The sequence below is a fragment of the Erysipelothrix urinaevulpis genome (genome assembly GCF_009828835.1).
GTDB lineage: Bacteria > Bacillota_I > Bacilli_A > Erysipelotrichales > Erysipelotrichaceae > Erysipelothrix > Erysipelothrix urinaevulpis.
Genome location: NZ_WTTB01000003.1, coordinates 20,125 through 42,334 on the forward strand (window position 1 = coordinate 20,125; position 22,210 = coordinate 42,334).

Sequence of the window (22,210 nt, forward strand, 5' to 3'; positions counted from 1 at the left end):
TTAAACTATAAAATGTTTATTTAGTTACTATTTTAATCCTTCAAGTTCTTCTTCAACAAGGTTTAATTGTCGTTTGTACTCTTCAAGCTTGTTTTTTTCTTCGTCAACTTTTGCTGCGGGGGCTTTGTCGACAAAGTTTTTATTTGCTAACATACCGGTTGCTCTTTTAATTTCTTTTTCTAAATGGTTCTTTTCTTTCGTTAATTTTTCAATCAACATGTCAACATCAATCAATTCTGACTTATTGAAAAGTAACGCTGCTCCTTTTATTGGATGACGTAGGGTATCGTCTTCTAAATCTGTAAAGTCGACACGTGCCATACCTTCCATCATTTCTTTGATTGAGCTTGTAAATTCAATCGTATTATTTTTCTCATCTAACATTTGTACACTCAAACGTGTTGATGGTTTCAGTTCGTAATCAACTTTTAATTCCCGAACTGCTGAGATGGCATTAATCAACAATTCTACTTGGTTCAGGTCTTGTGTCTCGACTGCAAATTCTTTTGGCCATTCTTCGATATTTATGCTTTCTTTTGCGTTCGGCAAAGCAAGATAAATTTCTTCTGTGACAAATGGCATAAATGGATGTAACATGATGACAATATTCTTTAATATAAATTGTAATGTTGCTTTACTTCCATACTTGATGCTTTCATCATTGCCTTGAAGACCAGTTTTACTTAATTCAATGTACCAGTTTGCAAAATCGTCCCAAATAAAGCGGGTTAATGTATTTCCAACAAGTGCAAATTCGTAACGATCCATATTTTTACTAATTTCTTTGAGTGTTTCATTATATTTATTAATAATGTATCGATCAACTTGTGATAGTTGTGCTTGTGTTATATCAAAATTTTCACCCTCTAAATTCATAAGAACATAGCGTGATGCATTCCAAACTTTGTTTATAAAGTTCCATGAAGATTCTACTTTTGCAGGAATATATCGCATATCTTGACCTGGGCTTGAATTGGTTGTTAAAAAGAATCGAAGGGCATCAACGCCATGTTCTTCAATAACATCCATTGGATCAACACCATTCCCCAGTGATTTACTCATTTTTAACCCGTTCTCATCACGTATTAAACCATGCATGAGTACATCTTTGAACGGTATGCTATTTGTTGCATAGCGAGCTTGAAAAGCCATCCTAGCAACCCAAAAGAAAATAATATCATAGCCAGTAACTAGAACATCCGTTGGATAATAACGAGCAAGTTCCTCACTATCCTCTGGCCATTTTAAGGTTGAAAACGGCCATAATGCACTTGAGAACCAAGTATCAAGCACATCTTCATCTTGATTCCAGTTTTCAATGTCTTCTGGTGGCGTTAGACCCACATAGATTTCGTTAGTCTCTTTGTGGAACCAGGCAGGAATACGATGTCCCCACCACAATTGACGTGAAATACACCAATCCTCAATATTCTCCAACCATTGATGAAATGTATGATTGAAACGATCAGGATAAAATTCAATTTTTTCTTCTGATTGATGGTCTAACACAGCTTCTGCTAATGGCTTCATCTTTACAAACCATTGTTTTGATAAATATGGCTCAACAATAACATCTGTTCTTTCTGAATGCCCAACTTGATGAATTCGTTGTTCTACTGAAATTAATTTGCCATCTTGTTTTATCTTATCGACCAATGCTTTACGACAAGCAAATCGTTCTAAACCTTCAAATTCACCGGCAAGGTCATTCATAGTACCATCTGGATTCATACAATTCGGCATTTCTAGTCCATATTTTTCACCAATCGTAAAGTCATTGGGATCATGAGCGGGTGTACATTTCATGACACCAGTCCCAAATTCAATATCAATGTAATCATCTTCAATAATTGGAATTAACTGACCATTTGCAGGATTAAGTGCTTTTTTACCAACAAGATGAGTGTAACGTTGATCATCAGGATGAACAACTAAGCAAACATCCGCAAACATTGTTTCTGGACGTGTTGTTGCAACAGCCAGCTTCTCTTGTGTATCTTCGACTGTGTACTCGAATGTATAAAAATTCCCCTCAATCTCTTTGTGAATGACCTCTATATTTGAAAGAGCAGTTTGTGCTTCAACATCCCAGTTAATAATTCTATCCCCTTGGAAAATTAAACCATCGTTATAAAGATCCACAAAAACTTTATTAACAGCATCATTTAGACCTTGATCCAAGGTAAAACGTTCACGAGAATAATCAAGAGATAAACCTAATTTACCCCATTGTTGACGGATATGTTTGGCATATTCAGTCTTCCATTCCCATGACTTTTCTAAGAATTTTTCACGTCCTAGATCATAACGGGACATCCCTTCTTCTCTCATTTTTTTCTCTACTCTTGCCTGTGTTGCAATCCCTGCATGATCCATTCCCGGAAGATAGAGAACATCCTTCCCTAAGAGTCTTTGATAACGCGCAATAATATCTTGTAATGTATTATCCCATGCATGCCCTAAATGTAATTTACCCGTTACGTTTGGCGGTGGAATAACAATAGAATAAGGCTCTTTACTTTTGTCTCCCGCGGTAAAATACCCTTTTTCTAACCACTTCCCATATTTATCAGCTTCAACTTTTAAATGATCATATTTTTTATCTAATTCGTTTCCCATGATATTCCTCCTTCAATAATCTATAATATTTCATATCCACAACTTCGGCATTTTCAATGAAAACTGCCTGATGCATTCCTTCATATATAAATCCTATTTTTTCAATGACACGTTGAGATCTAGCATTATTGCTTTTATGACGAATAGACATTCGACGAACGCCATACTCTTCAAAAGCAAATCGCAAGACTCCTTGTACCGCCTCTGTCATTAGACCTTGGTGCCAATAATCTTTGTGTAAGACATACCCCATTTCAAAACAATCATTACCCATTACCGGCCAAAAATCACAGGTCCCTATCATCTTTTTAGTCTTTTTATCAACAAGTGCAAAGGCTTCGGGCCAATTCTTTTGAGGTCGAGAAAGAAAAACTGTCTCAATAATGTGCTTCGTTTCATCTAACGAGGTATGGGGTTGAAATGAAGTAAACGATGCAACATCGATGTTTGAAGCATAATCATACATTGCTTCAGCATCTTCTTTCTTTAGTCCTCTTAGAATCAAGCGTTCAGTTTCTAAAAGAGGAACACTATATTTTGACAAATCTCATCACCCTTTCACACAAAAAAAACATCACCCAAAGGACGATGTTATCGTGGTACCACCTTAATTTACTTTATCAATTAATAAAGCCTCCATAATCTGTTAACGCCAGCCACGAGAAATCTTACTATGAGTTCTGATTTCTTTCTCCCAAGCGACTTTCAAATTATAAACTGTGTATGTTTCACCAAGCCATACATCTCTATTTTCAGTTTTGTAATTTTACTTTTCTTGTTCTTCGAACTTACCGTTATTTTATCATTCTTTGATTATTAGCACAAGCCCAAGAATCAAAGCATCAAAATCATCGAATATTAAAAGAGATTTACAATTGAATATTCATATATTTTTGATAAATCGGCTTGCATCCTTCTTTACGTTCACACATACTTGGTGCTAATTGAAATGGACCCGTACTCGTATTTCCTTCAATAATCTCTGCATTGCCTTCCGGAGTAACTGCAACATCCCACCCAATATAACGAACCTGTTGAACTTTTAGACACGCTTCTTTAATCTGTTGTTCAATGACAGGATAATTGGGGACTTGAAATCCAATTAATGGTCGACCGTTTAATGGGTTAATGGTATGTTGGTTACCACACTGATCGAGAAATGGATATTTAACAACGCCATTCTCATCTAATATTGTATACATACCACCTTGCCCAATATTATCAAGATGTTTTCCTAGCCCTGATTTTAAAACCCTAACCAAAACACGCGGAATTTTTTGATCATCAAGAAATGTAATAATACGCAAGGTATTAACACTTTTATCAGAGAGTTCATCCATTTTAGGATGTTGTTTAAAGAATTCCTCAATTAAGACTTGATCTGAATCTTTTAATTCATGATATAGTTTACACAAATCTAAATTTGGTGTAGTCGTTAAATCTATTTTATCAATCCCACGTCCAACATAATCACTCGTCTTTTTAGCCATAACTTTTTTATGATCACGAACAAATTTACAAAAATCATCCGCAGACACTTTTCTTAAATCGATATGATCTCTTGATACGTATTCAACAAACCTATCAACAAATATTGACTTATCATCAAAGATACCACTATACTTCGCATCATTATAGGCTTTTTCAACCTTGTGTGATTGTCCAAGCGTCAGATAAGTTTTCCGTTGTTTGCCATTTATTGAATAAAATTCAAATTCATTGTAATCAACATATCCTGCGGTGTATCGCCATGATGACCATACCATATCGAAAAACAAAAAGATGCGAAATTTGCCACTTTTAGCGTGAGCAACATCAATCGCATCAAAAAAACCTTTATGGTCCATATTTTTTAAACGTTTAAAATAGTACTTTAAATTCCACATTATCTTTTTCACAAGGATCCCCTCTTATTTTCTAGTCAATGTGTAGATTCAATTTTAATGATTCTTCTATTTTCTCGATGCTTTGTGCATCGGCATGGGAAAAAGGTAAAACTTCCCAATCATGTAAATCTTCTAACCTACGTTTATAGTTTAACACTTTTGAACGAGAAAGTTTATCTGTTTTGCTAAGAATTACTAAAAAAGGGATATTATTCATTTCAGCAATCTGAATCATCATCTCGTCATCGTCACTCAAACCACGTCTTACATCTACTAAAACAAACATAAAATCAATCTGTCGACCACCAAAATAACCATCCATTAAAACACCAAAATCTTCTTGTTCTTTCTTTGATCTTTTAGCAAAACCATAACCAGGGACATCAACGAAGACTAAATCTTCGTTGATATGATAGAAATTAGCAAGTCTTGTTTTCCCTGGTCTTTGCCCGACATAGGCTAATTTTTTTCGTTTCGCTAAAGCATTGATAATACTCGACTTACCAACATTTGATTTCCCAACAAAAACAACTTCTTGTCCTGATACTTCTGGAAATTGGGAAGGATGTGCTGCTGATATTATTAAATGAGCATCCTGTGTTCTTAAGGACATTATACTAACGCTTCTTTCAAGACTTGGTCAATTGTATCAACCGGAATAAACTGAACACTCTCCTTAACAACGTTAGGAATATCTTCCATATCTTTTTCATTCAATTTCGGAATTACAATACGATTAATACCAACACGATGAGCCGCTAAAGATTTTTCTTTAAGACCCCCAATTGGTAAAACTTTTCCTCTTAGTGTAATCTCGCCTGTCATCGCAATATCAGAATAAACTTTCTTATTGGTGATTGAACTTACCAATGCAGTCGTAAATGTAACACCTGCACTTGGTCCATCTTTAGGAACAGCTCCCTCGGGTACATGAATCTGAATATCGTGTTTTTCAAAGAAGTCAGCCTCAATACCAAACGCTTTCGCATGAGATTTTACATAGCCAAAAGCAATCTCAGCTGATTCTTTCATGACATCACCCAATTGTCCGGTAACAATTAAACGTCCTTTTCCATCAAAATGAGTCACTTCAATCGGCAATACATCGCCACCAAATTGAGTATAAGCAAGGCCTGTAACGACACCGACTTCATTCGCCTTCTCTTTTTGACCATATTCAAAGATTGTTTTACCTAACCATTCTTGAATTTGAGCTTGTGTAATTGAAACTGATTCCTTGCCATCTTTCAAGATAGCTAAGACAGTCTTTCTACACAACGATGCAATAACACGTTCTAATTGACGAACGCCTGCTTCTCGTGTGTAATGACGGATTAAATAACGCAATTGAACTTCTGTAATTTTAAATTGACTTTTCTTTAACCCATTCGTTTTAAGTTGCTTAGGAATCAAATGCTCTTTAGCAATCATTAATTTTTCTTCTTCAGTGTATGAACTTAAATCTATGATTTCTAATCGATCACGAAGCGCTTCAGGAATATCGCCAAGGTAGTTAGCCGTTGCGACAAACATTACCTTTGATAAGTCATAAGGCTCTTCTAAATAATGATCACTGAACATTGTATTTTGTTCTGGATCTAAAACTTCAAGCATTGCAGATGAAGGGTCTCCTTTGTAATCAGATGCCATTTTATCAATTTCATCAATCAAGAAAACCGGATTAACAACGCCAGCTTTTTTCATCCCTTGAATAATACGTCCAGGCATAGATCCAAGATAAGTTCGACGATGTCCACGAATCTCTGCCTCATCACGAACACCACCAACAGACGCTTTAACAAACTCTCGTCCCATTGAATCCGCAATTGAACGTGCTAACGATGTCTTACCAACGCCTGGTGGACCGACTAAACATAAGATGGGAGCATTCAAGGATTGAGTCATATTCTTAACCGCTAAATATTCTAAGATACGATCTTTTACTTTATCCAAACCATAATGATCTGCATCCAGTTTTTTACGAACAAGATTCAAATCTTCGATATCTTCTGTTTCTTGCCACCATGGTGTATAAAGCAACCAATCAAGATAGTTTCGAACAACGCCCGATTCACCAGCTGCTTGTGGCAACATTTCATAACGACGTAATTCTTCATAAGCTTTTTCTTTTACATAGTCAGGATATGGGTTATTGTCCAGCATTTCTCTGAATTCATCACTATCCTCACCCACATCAGCAACATCGCCTAATTCTTCACGAATTGCGCGAAGTTTTTCTCGTAAATAAAATTCACGTTGATTTTCATCGACACTGCTTTTGACTTTTTCGTTGATTTCATTTTCTATCGCATTAATCGCTTGCTCTTTGTTAAGGTCTTCAAGAATCATTAGAAGACGATCATTAACATTCAACGTTTCTAACAATGCTTGTTTTCTAGAAACTTGCATTGGGAAATATTGAGCAAATTGATCACTTAATTGCGATGATGATATCCCCATTGTAAGTTGAGTAATCATTTCTTGAGGAATGGCAACATTTTGAACAGATACAGCTTCGATTTCTTTTGTTATTCGGCGAAGCAGCGCTGCTTCTTCTGCACCATCACCATAAAAATCATCAAGAAGCGTGACAGATGAGAACAACATCTTTTCATCATCATTTAAATTTTCTAAACGAACACGCTGAACACCACTAAATGTTACCCGTAAATAACCTTGCTTACGAGTAACTTTTTTTACATGACACAATGATCCATATTCATATAATTCGGATTCACTTGGATCATCAATTAATACGTCTTTTTGGCTGACTAAGACGACGTGTCCGTTAAAGAATTTCTCAGCCTCATCAATCGCATTGATACTTTTATGGCGACCAACTTCGATCATTATTTCTTGTTCAGGAAAGACAATCACACCGCGAGTTGCGACCACTGGAACATTCATTGTTTTTGTTTCACTCATAAAATCCCTCCTTCTAGGATAAAAAAGACGCTAGGCGTCTTTTTTCATTAAGCACGAGCTTCTTGAATTAACTCGATTGCCTTACGAAGTAGAATATCGTAGCTGATTGCATCTTCTGAAGCAATTTGCTTAATTTGTTCGACTTCCATTCCATACATTTCTGAAATCTTAGCATATTCTTCTTCAATTTCAGTTTCTTCAATTTTTAATTCTTCAACTTCAGCAATTTTTTCTAAAGTTAAACGAGTACGAATTCTCATCATTGCGTCTTCTTTCATTTGACCTTTGATGTCTTCTTCACTTTGTCCTAAAATTTGTGAATACAATTCGAAGTTCATACCTTGTTGTGCTAAACGTTGTTCAAATTCTTGGAACATTTGGTTTAATTCTTCTTCAACCATTGTTTCAGGAACTTCAATTGTTGCATTGTCCGCAACTGTTGTAATTAACAATTCGTTCACACGATCTTCTTCTGCTTGTTTTTTACTTTCTTCTAGATCTTCTTTGATTGAGGCTTTTAAAGCTTCAAGGTTTTCAAATTCTTCATCAAGAAGTTCAACAAAATCATCATTCAATTCTGGTAATTGTTTTTCTTTAATTTCATGTACTTTAACCTTAAACACTACAGGTTGACCCTTTAAGTCTTCGACATGATATGTGTCAGGGAAGGTAATATCTAAATCTTTTTCTTCACCAACAGCTAAACCAATCATCGCATCCTCAAAGCCAGGAATAAATGAGTTTGAACCAATAACAAGTTCATAGTTCTCACCTTGTCCACCTTCGAAAGCAACGCCGTCTTTAAATCCTTCAAAGTCCATAATGACAGTATCACCATCTACAACTGTTCCGTCTTCTTTTAAAACTAATTCAGCATTTTGCTCTTGCATTGCTGTTAGTGTTTCCATGACTTCTTCTTCTGTGACTGTAATGTCTTCTGCTTCAACTGTAATTCCTTTGTAATCACCAAGTGTAACTTCTGGTTTAATTGTTACTAAGAATTTTAATGTTAAATCAGTTTCTGTCATTGCATTAATATCTAATTGAGGTTGTGCAACTGGCTCAAGTGTATGTTCAACCATACCTGCTACAAATGCATCATTAGCAACTTCATTCACAGCATCTAAAAGTACTTGTTGTCCATTGATGTGTTTTTTTGCTACGTTTGCAGGAACTTGACCTTTTCTAAATCCTTTTACTTCTAAGTCTTTTGTTAAATTTTCTAATGCTTTTTCTTGTGCTGTTGCCCAAGCTTCTTTGTTAACTTCAACAATTAAATCACCTGTTGAATTTTCATTTAATGTCCATGTTGATTTCATAATTTCCTCCTAATATCTTTTCTATTATAACACATGACTTAGCACTGTCAACATTTAAGTGCTAATCATTCTCCTCAATGGATAAATATTGCTTGATTGTATCAACAATACCATCCACATCGACTGGTTCTTGTTTGAACGGAAAACTACTGCTACTTTGAAATTGTAATTCTGCTAAACACAACTTTAAAAAACTGGGGTTGTTGGACTCATATCGATTCTGTAATTCTCGATATGCCTGAGTGAACTCTTCTGTTTTAAATGGATGACATAGATCCTCCAGTTTAAGGCAGTGTTCATGTCCATGTAACCAAATTTTCTTCTCACCACTTAATCCTTGTTCTAACATAAGAACTAGAATTTGTTTTTTTATCCAATCTTCTATTTGATTATTGTAGAGAATATAATCTAATTCATTGACAAACATTCTTAAATTAGATTTTTCTAAAGAACGAAGAGCTTTCATTTGAAATGCTTCTGTTCCTTCCAAGGCTTTCTCAATGTCTTCAATAGCTGTGAAGTATTGATTACTTACATTATTTTCATTGGGAAGACCTTTATACATTTCGATAAACTTTGAATTGTAAGGCTCTGGTACATAAGGGACCAGAAGTTCTTGCTCCAATAAAGTTTTAGCGTATGTATAATTTTGATTATCAATTGCACTGACAATCTCATGGATTATTTCATCATAATAATTTTTCATTAGATTCCTTTCACACTTCTTTATTTTACCATAAATCAATCAATAAGTAATGTGTAAGACACATAAAATTTACACCTTAAAGACAGTTAGAAATCAATATATTTTTTATAGTGTGGCTTGACCCCAACTTTTTCTTTTGTGATGCTGGGTTTCATTTGAAATACGCCACTATTGTAATTACCTTCAATTAGAATGGGACCCTCTTGGCCAATCGCAATATCCCAACCAACATAAGGAATTTGAGGCACTTGACGTCCAACATTCTTTACCAATTCCACAACTTTGTCATAATGTGGAACTTCAAACCCAATGATTTCAACTTGGCTTGATGGATGAATTGAGAATGCGTTCGCTTTCGCATCGAATGCAGGATAAAGAACTTTTCCTTCTTCACTTAAGATTGTATACATTCCACCTGCAGCAAAGTTATCTAAATGACCACCATTACCAATTTTAAGAACTTTCTCCAAAATCGCAACCTCGTCACCATCAAAGAATGTAATAACTCTTAAAGTGTTTACACTCCCAGGATAAAGTCTTGCCATTTCTGTATGTTGTGTAAAAAACTCTTCCCATAAATATTGTTTGTTTTCTAAACATTTTTGAACAAACTCATCGACATTTTCAATATCGGAAATAGTTATTTTTTCAACCCCATGCCCCATTAAGTTTTGTGTTTCTTTGATCATCATTGTGTCTCGATTTTCTAAAAACTTATCGATATCGTCTTTTGAGGCAGTTTGTATATTTAACCAATCTCGTCCGACATAGTCTGCAAATGTTTTGTTAAAATCTGCTTTATCATAAAATAAATGTCGGTATTCTTTTTGATTGTAGCGTTGAACAATTTCATTTGCTTGGACACTCGTCATATATGTTGAGCGTTCTTGTTCATTTAACAAATAAAATTCATACTCAAAATATTCTGAATACCCTGCACCATATTTTTTGTAACATTGCAACATATCCATGAAGACTGAAATTTGAGATTTACCAGTTAGTTGACTAATTTCTTTGATGTTTGATTTTAAAAGTTTTGTATCAATTCTTTTGAAACGGTTTATAATTCTTTTCATAATTTTCCTCCACCTCTTTATGATACCAAAAAATAAAAACCTATTCTAGATACGAATAGGTTTGATTTATCTCAAATGGCGTCCCCGGAGAGATTCGAACTCCCGACCACACGCTTAGAAGGCGCGTGCTCTATCCAACTGAGCTACGGAGACATCATGCGAGTACTATAATAACAAAGTTAATTTGAAATATCAATGCTTTTTGTTAAAGTTCACTAACTAATTTTCGTTTAACAAAAAATTCGCCATCAACGATACTCAAAATCGCATAACTTGGCTCTGATCCATCACGATTGTAATACAACGATCCAGGATTAATACAAAGCACACCATCCACTGTTTCGACTTCATAACGATGCGTGTGTCCAAAACAGGCAATATCACAATTATGGGCTTTTGCAAGAACTGCTAGATCCTCCAATCGATTCCTAAAACTAAGGCGATGCGAATGAGTTACGTAGATTCGGTGTCCCTTCACTTCAACAACTAAGTCATCAGGATACCGGTAATAGTAGTCATTGTTACCCGTCACCGCATAAAAATCGACAAGATCTTGATTAGGCAATTCAATATCGCCGCAATGAATACGAGCATCGACATTTTGATATTGATCAACAAGTTGTTTCAGGACAATTTTTTTCCCATGATTATCACTACATATTAATATCTCCACTATAATCCACTCACTTTCTCATCTTTATTAAACAACACTTTAATTTGTTGAGCCATTTTGTCAGGATGACCACTTGTGTAAACTACTGAATCTTTATCACAGACACCAGCAATCTGCTTGACATAATCTAGAATGGGCTTTCTTGAATCTAAGATTTCCATCTCAAATACTTCTTTAAACACATCTTCTACCAAAGGAAAATGTGTACAGGCTAAGATCATATAATCTGCTTGCTTAATTGTTAAAGAAGCTTCTTTGAGATATTGATTAACGTTCAGTAAATCAAAATCATTCTCAATCAAATCGACCAGTTCAGGTAAAGCATATTCTTGAATCAATGGGCTTGACCACGCTTTTTTATAGGCGTGAGATTCCATAGTTGCTTGGGTTGATACAACTGCAAGACTGCAATCATTTTGTTCAATTTGATGAAGGGTCAAATCAATGATACCAACAATTGTCATACTTGGAAATTCATCTCTAAGCGTCTTTAGCGCTACAGCCGATGCCGTATTACATGCTAAAAGAACTGTCGTGATGGCTTGATCTTGAAACCACATTAAGGCATTTCTTACATGGTTGATGATTGCCGTAGCGCTTTGATTTCCATAAGGTGCATTTTTTTGATCAGCATACAAGACATATTGAATCTTGGGTCCTTTTGTTTTTAACGCATCATATACGCTATATCCCCCAAGTCCTGAATCAAAAATACCTAGTGTTTTAATTTTCATTGTCATCACTCCAATCTATATTCAACATCATTTTCAATTCTTGAGCTACATCTTCTGGTAAAACTTCAGTCAATTCTTCGATGCTTGCTTCACGCATTCCTTTTAAAGATCTAAACTTATTATATAACTTTTTCTTACGAACAGCACCAATCCCTTTGACTTCATCCAAAATTGAACGTGTCATGGCTTTGCTTCGAATGGACCGATGATAAGCAATAACATACCGGTGGACTTCATCCTGCATAGCGACTAATAATGAAAACATTGGTGATTGGGGATCAATTTCAATGGTTTCATTAAAATCTGTGAGTAAGGCTCTTGTGCGGTGTCGATCATCTTTAACTAAGCCCGCCAACCGAACCTTTAAACGTAAACTATGAAGGACCTCTTGAGCAACCTTCATTTGTGTTTCTCCGCCATCCACAAGAATGAGGTCAGGTAAAGTTTTTCCTTCTTTCAACAATCTAAAATAACGACGATACAACACTTCTTTCATCGACGCTAAATCATCGTGTCCATCTTGGAGGCGATACCGTCGGTATTCATTTTTATTGGGTTCTCCATCATCATAAACAACACAGGATGATACGGTAAAATTACCCGCGATGTGTGAGTTATCAAAAATTTCTATGCGAACAATCCTTCCATTATAATCTAAAACTTTTTCTAAATCTCGTAAGGCTTGATCCTTAAAACTTTGACGATCATGAAGTAAACTAAACTGATCTTCCAATTGGTTTTCAGCATTTTTATGCGCAATATCGAGTAGTTTTCGTTTTTTTCCACGTTGTGGTGTCATAACATCGACACCAACTATACTCGACAATGCGTCAGTATCGATTTCTTGAGGGACATAAATTAATTTTACACTTGGTTTATTCTGATAAAATTGAGCAATAAATGAAAACAAGGCATCATCTGGTTCTTCTAAACATGCTTCGACTGCCATACTTCGTTCTAAAAGTCGTCCTTGCCGAACAAAAAGTCCAACAATTGCTATATATCCTTGATGGTATGCATAGTGAAACATATCAAAATTTTCATTGCGTGAAAATTGGACTTGTTGTTTATCGCCGATGTAATCAAGTGCCTCAAGTTTTGCTTTTAAGTTCATCGCTAATTCAAAATTCATGGCGTCGCTTGCATCTTGCATTTGACTCATCAAACTCGATCTGAATATTTCAATATTTCCATTTAAAACCGCATGAAGATTATTCCGCCATGTTTCGATTTCTTCAGCACTCAAGGTTAGTTCTGTTCGATTAAACTTGTGATAGATTGCTTGTGTATTTGGAACAAACTCTTTGTTTGTTGGCATTGTTTCATTGAGTAATTGAGCCATATTACGGGCCGCTGTCGCATCAGGATAGGGTCCAAAATAATAAAACTTAGGATTTTGTTTACGATCTCGTGCAACCTCTACTTTGGGTAAACCGCTTCGATTTAGTCGTAAATACGGATAAGACTTGTCATCCATAAACAAAATATTAAAACGTGGTCGATGTTCTTTAATTAAATTAATTTCTAAAATTAACGACTCTTTTTCTGTCGATGTAATTATAATATCAAAATCATCAATCTGACTAACTAGTTTGGTCGTTTTATAATCGTGGGCACCCGTAAAATACGAGCTAACTCGTTGTTTTAATTTTTTTGCCTTACCCACATAAATTATGTCACCAAACTTATTTTTCATTAAGTAACACCCAGGTTCGTTGGGTAAAAGTCTTAATTTTTCATCCAATTGTTGATTCACTATCGTAACGTCACCACCGTTGCTCCAGCTCCACCTTCCATGACAGGGGCTAAACTAAAACTCTTAACTTGTTTGTTTTTTCTTAAGCTTTGATGAATAGCAGTTCTTAATTGTCCGGTTCCATGACCATGAACAATTCTAGTACTTGTCATACCTTGTAAAATACAATCATCAAGATGTTTATTCACAATAGGCAATGCTTCTGCAACACGCTTACCAATAACATTGCATTCTAAACTCACAGAACGTGTTGCTTTGACTCGATGACTTGCCTTTTGTTTTTGTTTTTTTACAGGGCCTGACACACGGTCTAATTTATGCAAAGGAACTTGAATCGACATCTGTCCAATCTGCACCTTTGCTTCTTTGCGATCTATTTCTTCAACCGTCCCAATTTGTTGACTACTCTTTATGCGTACACGGTCTTTTACAGATATCTTCACAGCCGTTTCTTCCACTTCAATCATCGAAGCAATGTTTTCAACTGCTTTTTTTCGTTCATGCGGACGGTTAGTCTTATTGATTATCTCCATTTGTTCTTGCGCAACCAATAGCAATTCTTCAATTTTTTCTTCATGCTTAGCTTCCAACTGTTCTAATTTTAATTGATAAGCAAGATGTTGTTGGTGGCTTTGTTCATCCAGTGCAGTCTCTTTCTCTTTTAGTTTTTCTTCTTCTTTAGCAAGCTGCTCTTTTAACCGTTCTTGCTCTTGAATTTTACCTTCTAATATTTCAATAAGATGGTCTTCTTCATACTGACTCTCTTGCTTGTATCTGAAAGCTGCATCAAGTATCTCATCGTTAATCCCTAAGCGCCGAGCAATCGCTAGTGCATTGGATTCGCCAACAATGTGTTCTTTATAACGATACGTTGGTTTGAGTGATTCTAAATCAAATTCAACACTTGCCATTAAGGTATCATCATACTGGCTTCCATATTTTTTTAGACGAGAAAAGTGTGTCGTTGCGACAACCCATGATCCTTTGTTTCTTAAATCATCAAGAATGGCCATCGCTAAGCTTTCACCTTCTAAAGGATCAGTTTGTGACCCTAATTCGTCAAGCAATATCAATGATTTCTTGGTCGCATTTGATGTGACATATTTTATAGTTGTAAGGTGAGCTGAGAATGATGACAATGATTTTTCAATCGATTGTTGATCACCAATATCAACAAACACAGCATCAACAAACATAACTCTCGCCTTTTTAGCAATGACAGGACAAGCTGAATGACTCAGTAAAACGGCCAAACCGATGGTCTTTAAACTAACACTTTTCCCTCCCGTGTTGGGTCCAGAGATAAGGATACTACGATACTCATCTCCCAGTCGATAATCATTCAAAACAGCTTCATCTTTCGATATCAAGGGATGACGTGCTTGAATTAGTTCCAAACTATTCTCAGTAATCACAGGAACACTCGCTTCTTCTTGATACCCCCAGATTGCTTTTGCAAATAAGTCATCAATCAGTGCAACTGTTTCTAAGTTAGCTCGCAATTGTAATGCATCGTTTGCGATTAATGCACTCGCTTCGATACAAATCCTTTCAATTTCTTCTTGTTCTCGCATCATTAATCCTTGCAGTTCATTTTGCATTGACGCTAAAAACGCTGGCTCAAAGTAGACAGATTGACCACTTGCCGAGCTTCCATAAATGGTTCCATCAATTTTATATTTATCAGATGGCTTAATTAAAAAGGTTCGACGCCCTTGCTGTAATGAAACAACTTGTTCACTCAACATCTCTTTATTTTTTTTCATAAAGGATTCACTGGAGTCATCAATTCTTTTTTCTAAACTTCGGATTTCTTGACGAACATTTCTTAACTCCGCACTTGCGCGATCTAAAACCTCCCCTTGCTCACTAAACGCATTGGAAAGGGTATTTAAAACATGGTCATTAATAATTAAACTATTAAATAAGTCATCGAGGCGTTCATAAGTTTCCTCAAAGTTGTTGAACTGCTTCTTTAATCGCGAAACACCTTGCATAAAACGGGCAACTTGTACCAATTCAAATACAGCGAGTACGGAAGATTTTTCTGCTCTTTGCAGTAATAATCCAACATCACTCAACCCTGAAAAAGACAATGCATGGCCATCATTTAAAACCTGCATTGCGTCTTGTAATCGTTCTAATTCTCTTTTTAACTTCAGTTTAGAGTAGATAGGACGAGTGGAAAGCACTCTTTTTTTTCCTAAAGAAAAAGATGCATGACTTGCAATCTTTTCCAGTACCTTATCCATCTCTAAACGAATTAAACTATCGTCCATAATTATTCAAAAACTCCTTAATTTCAATTTCATTAAATCCTTTTTTCTGTAACCATAATGCCAATTCTTCTTGTTGTTGGTCCGTTAATGATTGATGATTGACAAGACTTTGAATCGCTTCATTTTGTGTGAGTGTTTTATTCACAACTTCCAAAACAGGCTCACTCAATTCAACCACTTTAGATAACCATGTCTTATTAATAATATCTTGACCATTCTTAACCACTGGGAAAGACAAGAAATAGATCAATAAGAGTACTTGAAAACTAAAATACACAACACTAAAAATTCCACCTACTGCTGAATTCACTTGTTTAACCAATGGAATTTTAGAAATAACACTGGCTAAAGGTGTGACCAACAGTAATAACAGTTTCGCAATAATAAATAAAAGTAAAAACCAAATCATTCGGTTAATCTGTTGGGTCACCATTTGATCAATCGTAACTAAACCACTGCCTACTGGTTTTACAAACTGGTAAATCCTCACAAAAACCGGTGCAAATACCCATGCAGCAAATAATGCAACGAATGTTCCAACGACATCCACAATCATCAATAATAATCCTCTTGTATACCCACGTGCGACGACAATTAAAAACCAAATAATTAAAGCGCCGTTGATATAAATAATCATCGAATCAGGAAAAGTAAACATAAATTACCACCTATTTCCTTTCAAACTCACATAAAATCATATATATTATAGATATGATAACCTTAAAGATGACAAAAAATCAAATAAAAAAACTAGAAAACGACTATCCAAATGCTGAATTTCGCTACGATATTCCCTACACAATATTCCAATTAAAAACTGTTGATGCAGTTATTACAGCTTATACAAGCGGTAAAGTAGTCTTCGCAGGAAAAAACCCTGAGAAGCACGCCCGAAAATATGGCATTGTGGAATCTAGTGTGAAAGCGCAAGAGCATACCGTTTCGTTTCCTATGGCAGGAAGCGATGAGGTTGGTACTGGCGATTTTTTTGGTCCTGTGACTGTTTGTGCTTGCTATGTTAGCAAGGAAGACTTAAACAAAATTCCAGTCGACGAAATTGTTGATTCAAAACAGATTACAGACGATAAAATCCGTTCAATTGCTCCCATTCTTATCGACAACTTAAGTCATAGTTTATTAATTCTAAACAACCATAAATACAATCAAGTTCATCAAACACACAATATGAATGCAATTAAAGCACTTTTACACAATCAAGCTTTCATAAACTTATCAAAAAAAGTAACGTTACCCAAGGGTAATGTCATCATTGACCAATTTATGAAAGAACCCTCATACTACCGTGTCCTTCAACATGAAGAAGCAGTCTATAGAAATTTAGTATTTGAAACTAAAGCTGAGAATAAGTTTTTAGCCGTTGCTTGTGCCGCTATTATTGCTCGTTATGCTTTTATCGAACAACTCGACTTGTTGGAGCGCCATTACGGCATGCCTCTTCCCAAAGGCGCTGGCACCAAAGTCGACCTTGCTGGTGTCGAATTTGTTAAAAAACATGGCTTAGATAAACTCGACCATGTTGCTAAAACACACTTTAAAAATAGAGAAAAAATTATTGAGCTACTGTAAGTTTTAGTTCAATTGTTTCATCAAGCTGGCGTAATTCAACGCCTGCACCCTTTAACATTGCTTTGGACGCTTGGACTGAATGACTTTGTGCGTATTTATCACTCTCATAAACAATTTCTTTTATCCCAGATTGAATAATCGCTTTAGCGCACTCGTTGCAGGGAAACAAAGAAACATAGATACTGCAAGACCCTAAATCTCCACTTGCATTCAGAATTGCATTCAATTCAGCATGAACAACATACGCATACTTACTATCTAAAAAGTCACCATCTCGTGACCATGGAAAGTCATCATCATTCAATCCTGTTGGGAGGCCATTATAGCCTATCCCAACTATTTTTTTCTTCTCATTGACAATGACTGCACCAACTTGTGTTGAGGGGTCTTTTGAGCGTTTTGCTGATAAATGAGCTAAGCCCATGAAGTATTGATCCCAAGTAATTGCATCATTTCGTTTTGACATATAGTCCCTCCTAAAGCGATAGACGATGAGCTAACCAGTCTGCATATCGGCCCAAGCCAATATCTTTCCAAGCTTTAATCACCGTTTTATCAAAAACTAAATCCGGTTCTGTATAAGCGCGTTGTGTCATTAAGATAGCTAACCCTACAATCATTCCAACAAACAAAAATGTCATATACTTTCTTAATTCTAGCCAATCAGGACGACTTGAGAATACAAATCCAAGAAGGATTCCAGCAATAAAACCACCCAAATGCGCCATAAAGCTAATTCCAGGCAACATACTGATGAACAAATTAATAAACAATATATTTCCAATTTGAGCTAACATTCTGCGGTTTTTAAAGGCACCACTTTCATACAAGTAAACAATCATCGCACCCATAAGAGCAAATAAACCACCGCTTATCCCCAAACCAACCGCAGCTTCATCTGTGATAAACACAAACATGTTTCCAAATATAATCCCAGCGAGTAAGGTAAATAAGAACTTCTTACTTCCCATTACACGTTCCATAATTGTCCCCAAATTCCTCAGGGCAATTAAATTCATCATCAGATGGAAAAAGTCAATATGAACAAATCCCGCTGTAATTAAACGCCAGTATTGATGAGCATCCACCATGAATCGCTTATAATAAGCACCAAGCATCACAGCAGTAACGTCAAGTTTAATACCTTGTGTTAATAAAATCCGACTGATTAAAAATACGACTAATAACACCGTTCCAATTGTACTTGTCACTGGCAAAAGTTTTCGTTGTGCTTGTTTTTGAGCTTTTTGCAAGTTTCGACGTAAACCATTCAATGCTTTATTTAACGATCTTTCTGGATTTTGACTATGTTTTAAGACCGTTTTCAAACGGGGATAATCTCTAAGGATTGCTTCATCGCTCACATAGTCAGGACCGATCGCAATATTTTTCTCATTTGTAAAATCATTCTCCTGGGAAACAGATAAATTAATCCCTTGTGCTGGAACATTAAACACCATGGACAAGGATTGACGATGCTTTAACAATAACATCTCATCCAAACTCTCAATTGGTTCTGAGGTAATCATCATAATTGGATTTTTGGTATTTTCTACATTTACAAGCCACATTTCAGCTTGATTCTTCGATATTGTAATAACTTGGTATCCGTGTTCCTTAACAAAATAATTTGCAAGTTCAAGCATCCAAGCGCCATATTGGCTTTTTGAATCCACTAGTCTTGCCTCCTAATCTCTTCAAGTATTCCTTTCATACGCATGGGTAAATCAATTTCAAAATCTAGCTTCTCATTTGTAATTGGGTGATTAAAAGCAAGGTGGTATGAATGCAAAGCATGACCTTGCATTTCAAGTGTATTTCTGTAGCCATACATTTCATCCCCTACAACAGGGTGTTTAATGTATTGGCAATGAACACGTATCTGATGAGTTCTTCCACTGTCCAATTTTGCTTTTAAAATTGAATAATCTTTAAATTCTTCAACCAATGTAAGGTATGTTTTCGCATCCTTAGAATTAACATGAGTCACCGTCATTTTCTTACGATCGTGAGGATCACGTCCAATCGGTGCATCCACTAATGCTTGTTGATGATTAAATTTATGATGAACAATCGCAATGTATTCACGAACAATATCACGTTGTTTCAACATTTCAACTAGTTTCTCATGGGCTTCATTTGTTTTCGCAACAACCAATAATCCACTGGTATCTTTATCCAATCGATGAACGATCCCTGGGCGAAGTTCGCCACCTAGATCACTCAACTGACTTGTATAAGCCAATAGACCATTCACCAAGGTTTCTTGATCCTTGCTCGATTCTGAAGGATGGACAATTAAGCCAGCTTCTTTATTCACAATTAGGAGATAATCATCTTCATAAATTACTTCCAAATCCATTTCAATTGGTTTCAATACAAAATCTTCTTCTGAAATATCAACATTAATTACGTCATCTTCTTTGAGTCGATAGTTTGCCTTTGCTACCTCTTGATTAACAAGAATTGAACCATCTTCAATAAAACGTTGTACTTGGGACCGTGAATAATCGCCAAGGACATCTGTCATGTAATGATCTAAGCGGACCGTTTCATACCTCTCATCAATTACTAATTTTCGCATGTTTATTCCGCCTTTCTTCAAGTATCATATCTAACATGATTAAACCAACACCAATGACCAATGATGAATCTGCAATATTGAACACTGGAAAATGGTAACCAAACAAATTAAAGGACAACATGTCCCTAACAAAACCATATGCTATTCTATCGATTAAATTGCCAAGTGTTCCCGCAAGCATTAAGCTAAGCGCAAACATTAGAATAGGCTTTTCTTCTTTCCGAATATAATATACTAAAACAATCGAGACAGTACTTGCAATTAAGATAAAGAATAATCGTTTACCTTCTAAAATACTCCATGCTGCGCCAGTGTTTGTCATGTATGTTAATTCAAAGAAATTTGGAATCACTACAAATGGTAATGAATTCTCTAAATATACCTGCGCAAAATGTTTACTGATTAGATCAATTCCTAAAACAAATATAGCGAGGACTAACGATTTCTTTTTCATAATAAACCTCATTTCATCCATATAATATTATATCACGATTTTAACGGAGTGTGACACTATAGTAACTCATGCTTTCTCAATCCATTTTGACTTACGGTAGTAGATCATTGTCAAAATCATCGATGCAAACCACGTTACCGAATAACTCCAAAAAATCATATCCATTGAGCGATTAATTTTCATCGTGATGACCAAGAATAATTGACGCAAAATAGTAAAGCAGAAAATCATAATGAGCATCGGTACAATGGTCAATCCTCCACCACGCAACGCGCCACTCAAAATTGCATTAATTGCTAAAAAAGCGTAAAACGGAACTCGAATCCTTAATTCTTTAGCACCAAATCCAATAACTTCAGGACTATTACTAAAGATAGCAATCAACTGTTCTGCAAAAATAAATGTGGGAATTCCTAAAAGAACTACCGCTACGATGGCCATGATTGTTGCCGTCCGAATCCCAACTTGCACGCGATCCTTTTTCTTTGCTCCAAGGTTTTGACTTGTAAATGTGGTTATGGTCAATGATAAACTATTGGTTGGCATTGCGAGAAAAGCATGGTATTTATCAGATGCTGAAAATCCCGCCATAGCACTTGCACCAAAACTGTTGATATAAGATTGAACTAATACATTCGAAAAAGAAACGACTGTTTGCTGAATACCAGTTGGAACACCCATGCGAATAATATCCCACAACATCTCTAAATCAATCCGTATATTTTTAAGGACAACCTTATAAACATCATCGCTTCTGATTAAATGAATAACGACCAACACCGCTGATACGAGTTGAGCGATTAACGTTGCAACTGCAACGCCAAGTATCCCCATATTAAAAACGATGACAAACAATAAATCCAAAGACACATTGATGAAACTAGAAATAGCAAGATAAATGAGGGGGTTTCTTGAATTACCAACCGCCCGTAAAACACCTGCACCTGAATTATAAATAACTAAAAACAAGACACCCCAAAAATAAACCCGTAAATACGTTGTTGCATCAGGCAGGACTTCTGCAGGTGTTTTTAACCATTTTAATAAATGAGGAGAAAACACCAACCCCAACACAGTCAGCAAAACACCTACAATTAATGAAAAAGCCATAAACGTATGAATTGAACTCTCAACCTCATCATACTTTTGGCCACCATAATAGCGTGATATTAAGATACCGGCACCTGTCGATATTCCCATAAATAGTCCAATAATTAAGTTAATTAAGGGATTACTTGCTCCAACAGCCGCCAAAGCCTCAGGTCCTACATAGTTCCCTACTACATATGAATCCACAGCATTATATAATTGTTGAAAGATGTTCCCTAATAACAACGGTAATGTAAACATTAGTATTTGTTTCCATATGATCCCTTCCGTCATGGATCGATTTTTCTTCATAAGATCTCCCTTCTTAACCATCTTATAATTATACATCATTTTGGACATAACGGTTTATTTTTAAGCAAGTCTTGAATATGATTTCCATCTTTGGTATAATCTAAAAGCAGTCGCACCAGTGGCGGAACCGGTAGACGCGCACGCTTGAGGGGCGTGTGCCGCAAGGCGTGGAAGTTCAAATCTTCTCTGGTGCACCAATTTAATAACTTAA

The 22,210-nt window shown here is 35.8% G+C and carries 19 protein-coding genes, 2 tRNA genes and 1 other annotated feature; of the genes, 2 read left to right on the forward strand and 19 right to left on the reverse strand.

What is annotated here, in order from left to right; genetic code table 11:
• Positions 1-27: 27 nt before the first annotated feature.
• The 14 genes from GVV10_RS03825 to GVV10_RS03890 form a co-directional block, all read right to left on the reverse strand.
• Positions 28-2,619: a valine--tRNA ligase gene (locus GVV10_RS03825; protein WP_159519785.1), complete on the reverse strand. Its 2,592-nt coding sequence runs from the start codon at positions 2,617-2,619 to the stop codon at positions 28-30.
• Positions 2,600-3,163, reverse strand: coding sequence for a GNAT family N-acetyltransferase (locus tag GVV10_RS03830; protein WP_159519786.1), 564 nt, complete (start codon positions 3,161-3,163; stop codon positions 2,600-2,602). The genes GVV10_RS03825 and GVV10_RS03830 overlap by 20 nt, the downstream gene beginning before the upstream one ends.
• A 34-nt stretch (positions 3,164-3,197) precedes the next feature.
• Positions 3,198-3,411: a binding site (T-box leader), on the reverse strand.
• A 77-nt stretch (positions 3,412-3,488) separates the two neighbouring features.
• Positions 3,489-4,517 carry a sugar-transfer associated ATP-grasp domain-containing protein gene (locus GVV10_RS03835; protein WP_159519787.1) on the reverse strand — a complete coding sequence of 343 codons (1,029 nt, stop codon included), beginning with the start codon at positions 4,515-4,517 and terminating at the stop codon, positions 3,489-3,491.
• 19 nt (positions 4,518-4,536) lie between these two features.
• Entirely contained in the window at positions 4,537-5,118 is a 582-nt protein-coding gene (yihA, locus tag GVV10_RS03840; protein ID WP_159519788.1) for a ribosome biogenesis GTP-binding protein YihA/YsxC, read from the reverse strand.
• On the reverse strand, positions 5,118-7,430 hold the full coding sequence (gene lon / locus GVV10_RS03845) for an endopeptidase La (protein WP_159519789.1): 2,313 nt from the start codon (positions 7,428-7,430) through the stop codon (positions 5,118-5,120). The genes yihA and lon overlap by 1 nt, the downstream gene beginning before the upstream one ends.
• A 47-nt stretch (positions 7,431-7,477) precedes the next feature.
• On the reverse strand, positions 7,478-8,749 hold the full coding sequence (tig, locus tag GVV10_RS03850) for a trigger factor (RefSeq protein ID WP_159519790.1): 1,272 nt from the start codon (positions 8,747-8,749) through the stop codon (positions 7,478-7,480).
• Positions 8,750-8,810: 61 nt separating this feature from the next.
• On the reverse strand, positions 8,811-9,455 hold the full coding sequence (locus tag GVV10_RS03855; protein WP_159519791.1) for a hypothetical protein: 645 nt from the start codon (positions 9,453-9,455) through the stop codon (positions 8,811-8,813).
• 86 nt (positions 9,456-9,541) lie between these two features.
• Entirely contained in the window at positions 9,542-10,531 is a 990-nt protein-coding gene (locus tag GVV10_RS03860) for a sugar-transfer associated ATP-grasp domain-containing protein (RefSeq protein WP_159519792.1), read from the reverse strand.
• 76 nt (positions 10,532-10,607) lie between these two features.
• Positions 10,608-10,684 (reverse strand) — tRNA-Arg (locus tag GVV10_RS03865).
• A 52-nt stretch (positions 10,685-10,736) separates the two neighbouring features.
• The gene (locus tag GVV10_RS03870) at positions 10,737-11,204 is read right to left on the reverse strand and encodes a metallophosphoesterase family protein (protein WP_236261858.1); all 468 of its coding nucleotides are present in this window, start codon (positions 11,202-11,204) and stop codon (positions 10,737-10,739) included.
• Positions 11,204-11,938, reverse strand: coding sequence for a glutamate racemase (locus tag GVV10_RS03875; RefSeq protein WP_159519793.1), 735 nt, complete (start codon positions 11,936-11,938; stop codon positions 11,204-11,206). Before GVV10_RS03875 ends, GVV10_RS03870 begins: the two co-directional genes overlap by 1 nt.
• Complete coding sequence (gene uvrC / locus GVV10_RS03880) at positions 11,928-13,694, reverse strand: excinuclease ABC subunit UvrC (RefSeq protein ID WP_268892248.1); 1,767 nt, start codon at positions 13,692-13,694, stop codon at positions 11,928-11,930. The genes GVV10_RS03875 and uvrC overlap by 11 nt, the downstream gene beginning before the upstream one ends.
• The gene (locus GVV10_RS03885; RefSeq protein ID WP_159519794.1) at positions 13,694-15,973 is read right to left on the reverse strand and encodes an endonuclease MutS2; all 2,280 of its coding nucleotides are present in this window, start codon (positions 15,971-15,973) and stop codon (positions 13,694-13,696) included. Before GVV10_RS03885 ends, uvrC begins: the two co-directional genes overlap by 1 nt.
• Positions 15,963-16,631 carry a CvpA family protein gene (locus GVV10_RS03890; RefSeq protein WP_159519796.1) on the reverse strand — a complete coding sequence of 223 codons (669 nt, stop codon included), beginning with the start codon at positions 16,629-16,631 and terminating at the stop codon, positions 15,963-15,965. The genes GVV10_RS03885 and GVV10_RS03890 overlap by 11 nt, the downstream gene beginning before the upstream one ends.
• Before the next feature lie 68 nt (positions 16,632-16,699).
• On the opposite strand from GVV10_RS03890, the gene rnhC reads away from it, so the two are divergent.
• On the forward strand, positions 16,700-17,560 hold the full coding sequence (gene rnhC, locus GVV10_RS03895) for a ribonuclease HIII (protein WP_236261860.1): 861 nt from the start codon (positions 16,700-16,702) through the stop codon (positions 17,558-17,560).
• Here rnhC and GVV10_RS03900 read toward each other — a convergent pair.
• The 5 genes from GVV10_RS03900 to GVV10_RS03920 all read right to left on the reverse strand — a co-directional run bounded on the left by GVV10_RS03900 (position 17,544) and on the right by GVV10_RS03920 (position 21,999).
• Positions 17,544-18,026 carry a deoxycytidylate deaminase gene (locus GVV10_RS03900; protein WP_159519798.1) on the reverse strand — a complete coding sequence of 161 codons (483 nt, stop codon included), beginning with the start codon at positions 18,024-18,026 and terminating at the stop codon, positions 17,544-17,546. The genes rnhC and GVV10_RS03900 overlap by 17 nt on opposite strands.
• A gap of 10 nt (positions 18,027-18,036) precedes the next feature.
• Positions 18,037-19,236: a rhomboid family intramembrane serine protease gene (locus tag GVV10_RS03905; protein ID WP_159519800.1), complete on the reverse strand. Its 1,200-nt coding sequence runs from the start codon at positions 19,234-19,236 to the stop codon at positions 18,037-18,039.
• A complete protein-coding gene (locus GVV10_RS03910; protein WP_159519802.1) occupies positions 19,236-20,144 on the reverse strand; it encodes an RluA family pseudouridine synthase in 909 nt (302 codons plus the stop codon). The genes GVV10_RS03905 and GVV10_RS03910 overlap by 1 nt, the downstream gene beginning before the upstream one ends.
• Entirely contained in the window at positions 20,125-20,598 is a 474-nt protein-coding gene (lspA, locus tag GVV10_RS03915; RefSeq protein ID WP_159519804.1) for a signal peptidase II, read from the reverse strand. The genes GVV10_RS03910 and lspA overlap by 20 nt, the downstream gene beginning before the upstream one ends.
• A gap of 66 nt (positions 20,599-20,664) precedes the next feature.
• Entirely contained in the window at positions 20,665-21,999 is a 1,335-nt protein-coding gene (locus GVV10_RS03920) for an MATE family efflux transporter (protein WP_159519806.1), read from the reverse strand.
• 112 nt (positions 22,000-22,111) lie between these two features.
• Here GVV10_RS03920 and GVV10_RS03925 point away from each other — a divergent pair.
• Positions 22,112-22,196 (forward strand) — tRNA-Leu (locus tag GVV10_RS03925).
• Positions 22,197-22,210: the final 14 nt, after the last annotated feature.

Bases quoted from the DNA above. Each gene is read 5' to 3' on its own strand.
- GVV10_RS03825 (WP_159519785.1), bottom strand. From the start codon at position 2,619: ATGGGAAACGAATTAGATAAAAAATATGATCATTTAAAAGTTGAAGCT.
- yihA (WP_159519788.1), bottom strand. From the start codon at position 5,118: ATGTCCTTAAGAACACAGGATGCTCATTTAATAATATCAGCAGCACAT.
- lon (WP_159519789.1), bottom strand. From the start codon at position 7,430: ATGAGTGAAACAAAAACAATGAATGTTCCAGTGGTCGCAACTCGCGGT.
- tig (WP_159519790.1), bottom strand. From the start codon at position 8,749: ATGAAATCAACATGGACATTAAATGAAAATTCAACAGGTGATTTAATT.
- GVV10_RS03855 (WP_159519791.1), bottom strand. From the start codon at position 9,455: ATGAAAAATTATTATGATGAAATAATCCATGAGATTGTCAGTGCAATT.
- GVV10_RS03860 (WP_159519792.1), bottom strand. From the start codon at position 10,531: ATGAAAAGAATTATAAACCGTTTCAAAAGAATTGATACAAAACTTTTA.
- GVV10_RS03875 (WP_159519793.1), bottom strand. From the start codon at position 11,938: ATGAAAATTAAAACACTAGGTATTTTTGATTCAGGACTTGGGGGATAT.
- GVV10_RS03885 (WP_159519794.1), bottom strand. From the start codon at position 15,973: ATGGACGATAGTTTAATTCGTTTAGAGATGGATAAGGTACTGGAAAAG.
- GVV10_RS03890 (WP_159519796.1), bottom strand. From the start codon at position 16,631: ATGTTTACTTTTCCTGATTCGATGATTATTTATATCAACGGCGCTTTA.
- rnhC (WP_236261860.1), top strand. From the start codon at position 16,700: ATGACAAAAAATCAAATAAAAAAACTAGAAAACGACTATCCAAATGCT.
- GVV10_RS03900 (WP_159519798.1), bottom strand. From the start codon at position 18,026: ATGTCAAAACGAAATGATGCAATTACTTGGGATCAATACTTCATGGGC.
- GVV10_RS03910 (WP_159519802.1), bottom strand. From the start codon at position 20,144: ATGCGAAAATTAGTAATTGATGAGAGGTATGAAACGGTCCGCTTAGAT.
- lspA (WP_159519804.1), bottom strand. From the start codon at position 20,598: ATGAAAAAGAAATCGTTAGTCCTCGCTATATTTGTTTTAGGAATTGAT.
- GVV10_RS03920 (WP_159519806.1), bottom strand. From the start codon at position 21,999: ATGAAGAAAAATCGATCCATGACGGAAGGGATCATATGGAAACAAATA.